The organism is Dehalococcoidia bacterium, assembly GCA_041653995.1.
Lineage (GTDB): Bacteria > Chloroflexota > Dehalococcoidia > GIF9 > UBA5629 > CAIMUM01.
The window spans coordinates 1-4,989 of the sequence record JBAZEK010000037.1; the positions used below are offsets into that span (position 1 = coordinate 1).

The following is a 4,989-nucleotide window of genomic DNA, read 5'->3' on the forward strand; positions in this document are numbered from 1 at the left end:
TCCCCAGAAACATGAAAGGTATCAGCAGCAGGTAGGCCAGCAACTCCCGGCCGTCCAGCATCTGCATCTCGCCGATAGTAGTGCCCTGAAACTTCTGAAAGATATCTGTCGCTTCGTGCCAGTAAACGGCCGCCAGCACTATCCCGGCAACACACCCTCCGACAACCATGATCTGGTACCGCCCTTCCAGCCCGCCATGACGCCACCGCCACAAAAACACAGCCGCCACAAACGGCAAGGCATAGAGCCCCACCAGCAGCGGTCCCTGCAGTCCCCACTCATACCACAGCACAACGCAAGAAGCAGCTATCACTACACTCCACAGAACGAAATTCTCCCGCAGGAAATACACCGCAAACAAGCACAGTGGAATCAGCAGCAAGTGCAAGCAGTCCCGGTCAATATTGCCGGCTGCCCCGATGAACACCGCCGGGAAGGCTACTGCAAAGGCCAGCAGCGAGAAAAGCCCTACCGTGCTCCCCCAGAGCTTCCTGGCACCACAATAGACCAGCAACCCGGTGCCTGCCGACAGCAGCAACGGCACCACGGCACTGGCCCAGTCCATGCCAATAACCTTCCCCAGTCCGCCTACTATATATGTAAGGCCGCTGCCCCTGGCAGGCATAGAAGGCAGCCCTTCAGCAAGGTACCTTGCCTGGGTATGGAAATAATAGGAATCAGGCGACACGATCAGGTGCCGCCCGTTGAACACATGCAACAACCGGAACAGCACCGCCAGCCACAGCCCGCCGGCTGCGATCAATCTACCGTACACGCTGCCTCCGTTTCTTGTATCGCTCCTGCTGCAAATGAGACTGGAGTATCATCCGCACCAAGGCGGCCATGGACAGCCCCTTGGCAGCCGCTTCCTCAGACAGCTTCTTCCGGGCACTCCGGTCTATTCGCACCAACAGGGATACCCGAACAGGTCGTACCATGCCATATATTATATCATAGTGATATCAAAGTGATATCGGTTTTAGCTTGACATGATGTGTTAAAATGAATCATCACCAGCGGCCAAAGACAAGAATGACTGCTGGCTTCAATAACACGTACAAGGAGATGACGCGCACGATGACAAGTCCGCCTGCTTCCCGCACCTCACCTTCCAACGGACACTTCAAAACAGCCGACATCGATCTAGCCACCGCCATCTTCGCTTCCGGCATCCGCCCCTTAGAAACCGTAGACCACGACGGCAACGGTATGCACGCTATCTTCACCTTTCCCCGCAGCCAGGCAGATCTCCAGAACCTGATCGACCACTATTCCAACTACCGCCTCCAGATCGAAGTTCACCGCTTCTCCCAATGCCGCCGCAGCCTGCTGCGCCTGGCCCATGGAGGCCGGCTGTGAAAGCCCTCAGCGTCAGGCAACCGTGGGCGTGGCTGATAGTGTCAGGCCAGAAAAACATAGAGAACCGAACCTGGCGTATCGGCAGGAATCCACGACACGGTGTGTATAAGAGTCAGCGGGCAGACTTCTTTGTAGGATTGCCGTGTCGTATCTATGTCCATGCCAGCAAACAAGAGGATAAGGACGCCTATACATGGCTACACCAATCTATCGGCAAGTTGTGTAGATATGAGATTCACTTCCCTCTTATCTTTAGCGCACTCATAGGCGAAGTAGACATCATTGACTGCGTGACCCAGAGCGACAACCCCTGGTTCAGTGGGCCATACGGCTTCGTTCTTGCCAATCCCAAAGCCTACGACACACCCATCCCCTGCAAAGGAAAACTCGGGTTCTTTGAACCCGAAGTTACTTCCCCAGCCTAAAATCTGAAAGGAGGAACCATGACCCTTACCGCTGAGCGCAAAACCCCCGGCACTCAGTCCAAGCAATCGCCAGCAGCCTGCCAGCACCACTGGGTAATCGAGCCCACCAACAACCCTACTGCCAACGGCGTCTGCCGGCTGTGCAGGGCCACCAGGGAATTTGACAACGGCCGGCGCATCCCCGGGCAGGCATGGGGAACCAACCACGACTGGGACTACATCTTCCCAGCCGACCGAGAACGGCGGCGGCAAGAAGTCATAGCCGAGTCCTTCGCCATCAATCTCTACGGGAAAATCTGACTTCGAAGTTATGATCCGTTTCCCTGTCCGCCACTGGCGGCATCTGCTACGACCATCATATTCAAGTAAACCGTCACAGACAATAAATTCCATCCCACAGGACATAAGTACCCGACTTTATCATACAAGACATACCACCCGATTTTGGGGGCCTTCCAGTTTTCAGTTTTCCAGTTTTCTAGTTTTCCAGTTTTTCCAGATTTCCCAACTTGACATTTTTTTCAATTTATCCCATACACCTGTTACGAGTAAAACTGGGAAAACTGGCCAAACTAGGGGGTATTTTACATGGTTGACATAAGTAGTTTTCCCAAAATCGGCCTAGTTTTCCAGCGGGTTTTTGAGCGTAAATCCCGAACAAAAATCGTTCCAGTTTTCCAGTTTTCCGTATAAGGGGTAGCCATTTTTGAAGCTAAATGAAGCTAACTGTGTCACATAGGACGAATCCAGTTTGCCCGACTTCGCATACGACTGCTGAGCGTCATTTTGCCCCCGAACAAACTGGTCCAAAAAAGGCCAGCGAAAGTCGACAGTTCCATGCCTAGAGTTTTTGACTTCACAGCCCCAGTAAACCAGGCCCGGTGGCTCGTGGAACCGCTGTTCCCCCTGGGTCACCTGTGCGTTGTCCTGGCGCAGTCCGGCGTAGGCAAATCCTTCGCCACCGAGTACCTGGCCGGCTGCGTGGCTTTCGGCAAGGACTACCTGGGAATGAAGACCACCTACGGCAATATACTCATCGTCGACCAGGATACCCCTACCGACGTGCTGGAAGAACGCCTGGGGCGCATCGCCGCCGGCATGGGCGGCCCGCCGCGGTACACCCTGGCCTATGAGTCCATGCAGGACCATGCCTTCAACTGGCGGCTGTACCAGATGATAAACGAGGCCAATCCCGCCCTGGTGGTCATCGACTCCCTGCACTCCCTGTGCGGCAAATCCAACTCCAACTCCACTCTGGACATGAGCAAGCTGGCCGAACTGAAAGCCAGGTGCCTCACCCCGGACCGCACCATCATCATCAATCACCACTTAACAGAGAAGACCGAACACAAAGTAGAAACCTTAATGGACTACAATACCCATCTGTCCGGCATGGGCTCCAGCGTCATCAAACAGCAGTGCGACACCGAATACATCCTGGCCGCCACCGTGTCCGACAACCTCATCGACCGCATGTACCTGCGCCCCATAGCCAAGCGGCAAGCCATCCCCCAGAAAGTAATCACCATGTGCATGGTGGAATCAAGCACCCACCTGACCATGGAATTCGGCGGCTACTACCACGTCAACCTGACCGAGATCGAGTCCGATATGCTTCTGCTCATGGAACTCCAGCCCAAAGACTGGACTATCAAGAAGATGAAAGAAGAATGCGGTGACAAATGGACCGCCAAGGAGATCCGCAAGGCCCTCACCTCTCTGGGCAAGAAAGGCCACTGCCGCATGTCTACCCAGGCCCACAACACCTTCACCTACCGCCTGATCCGTCCCGATGCCTCCCTGCCGCCTTCCAGCATCATCGACACCACCCCCTTGCAACCGGACCCCCCGGGCGGCAACGGCAATGACGGTCATCCACAGCCACAGCTCACTGGGCAACCAGAAGAAGAACCAGAAGTAGAAGAAGTAGAAACGGAAGAAGCGGAAATCTCCTGACCCCTTGACAACCACTATTTTCCTATGTTATAATCCAGCCTGACGCTAGAAATCACCTTAGCAAACTAGAACAAACAAGAGTAAACAAGAACAGACTAAGGGAGGTAACCAAGATGCACCACTCACTTTCACTTCACACCGGAGCCCTGTAATGACCTTCTGGCAAGTTTTCCCCGGCATCTATGCCTTCCTGCTTCTCTGCGCCGGCCTGAGCTACACCGCAGTGCAGAGGCTGGTAAATCATCATGACTGAAAAGTTCTATACCACTACTGAAGCCGCAGCCATGCTGCGCGTGGACCCCCTGACCATTCGGGAGTACATTGCTTCCGGCAAACTGCCGGCCACCAAGCCCGCCGGCAAGTGGCTCATCCCACAGGAATCTGTAAACAACTTCCTGCAATCGGATGCCGCCCTGACCGACCAGGAATGGGCTGTCATGCGTCTGCTGCAAACCGATAAGTCTTCCCTGACGGTCAAAACCATCTCCGGTGCCACCGGCATACCGGAAAGTTCCGCCCGGAAGATCCTGGCCAAACTGGCCAAGCTGAACCGCATCACCATCGCCCGCTCCCGGCACAACTGCTACCTGTACCGTGTTCGGAAGGCCAGAAAATGACCAATATCAAACGGCTCACCCCCCGCTTCACCGACAGCCAGCAACAGAACATCCTGGCCGGCAAAGTGCGTTGCTTTGCCAGCACTGTTGATCTGGCTGGCGGTGAGGCCGATATCATCGTCAATGGTCACGCCTATATCATCACCGGCCGGGAGAAAATGGAGCTCAACGACCTGATGACCGCCCACTGGCGTGACCTGGGCTACACCGGCCGCACAGAAGCCTTCGATCACTGGGAAAGCACCCACCTGGAGAAGACCTGGTTCGGCATCGAGCCGGTCTACCTGTACCACTTCATCGCAAAGGAGAACAAATAATGCCCGGATGGCCCTGGATCCCCATTGGCTTTGGAATCCTCAATGTCCTGATCCTGATGGTCCTGTTCACAGGCCATGTAATGATGACCAGTAAGATGTACACCATGGTCTGTCAGATACACAACCAAATATGCAAGAAAGAAGAAAAGGAAGGCGACGAGTCATGACAATGTCCCTGGAGAAAACATTCATCGACCTGCCCGACACCCAGGAGTTCAACGAGGCAGTAACCTGCTTCCGCAACGACTGGTATGCCAGGATGCAGGAAATAGCCTCACTGGAGACCCCCGAGATAGACGGTGCCGGAGAAAGGAT

The 4,989-nt window shown here is 54.7% G+C and carries 8 protein-coding genes; 7 read left to right on the forward strand and 1 reads right to left on the reverse strand.

Annotated features, from left to right (window positions below):
- Positions 1-775 (reverse strand): hypothetical protein (locus WC359_14745; protein MFA5401706.1); only part of this gene is annotated, 775 nt, incomplete at its 3' end.
- Between the two features lie 302 nt (positions 776-1,077).
- Between WC359_14745 and WC359_14750 the strand changes: the two genes are divergently transcribed.
- From WC359_14750 to WC359_14780, 7 genes are all read left to right on the forward strand, one after another.
- Entirely contained in the window at positions 1,078-1,359 is a 282-nt protein-coding gene (locus WC359_14750) for a DUF5659 domain-containing protein (GenBank protein MFA5401707.1), read from the forward strand.
- Between the two features lie 101 nt (positions 1,360-1,460).
- A complete protein-coding gene (locus tag WC359_14755; protein ID MFA5401708.1) occupies positions 1,461-1,784 on the forward strand; it encodes a hypothetical protein in 324 nt (107 codons plus the stop codon).
- 18 nt (positions 1,785-1,802) lie between these two features.
- Positions 1,803-2,084 carry a hypothetical protein gene (locus tag WC359_14760; protein ID MFA5401709.1) on the forward strand — a complete coding sequence of 94 codons (282 nt, stop codon included), beginning with the start codon at positions 1,803-1,805 and terminating at the stop codon, positions 2,082-2,084.
- A gap of 537 nt (positions 2,085-2,621) precedes the next feature.
- Complete coding sequence (locus WC359_14765) at positions 2,622-3,740, forward strand: AAA family ATPase (GenBank protein ID MFA5401710.1); 1,119 nt, start codon at positions 2,622-2,624, stop codon at positions 3,738-3,740.
- A gap of 245 nt (positions 3,741-3,985) precedes the next feature.
- Positions 3,986-4,357, forward strand: coding sequence for a helix-turn-helix domain-containing protein (locus tag WC359_14770; GenBank protein ID MFA5401711.1), 372 nt, complete (start codon positions 3,986-3,988; stop codon positions 4,355-4,357).
- Complete coding sequence (locus WC359_14775; protein MFA5401712.1) at positions 4,354-4,674, forward strand: hypothetical protein; 321 nt, start codon at positions 4,354-4,356, stop codon at positions 4,672-4,674. Before WC359_14770 ends, WC359_14775 begins: the two co-directional genes overlap by 4 nt.
- Positions 4,674-4,841: a hypothetical protein gene (locus tag WC359_14780; GenBank protein ID MFA5401713.1), complete on the forward strand. Its 168-nt coding sequence runs from the start codon at positions 4,674-4,676 to the stop codon at positions 4,839-4,841. Before WC359_14775 ends, WC359_14780 begins: the two co-directional genes overlap by 1 nt.
- Positions 4,842-4,989: the final 148 nt, after the last annotated feature.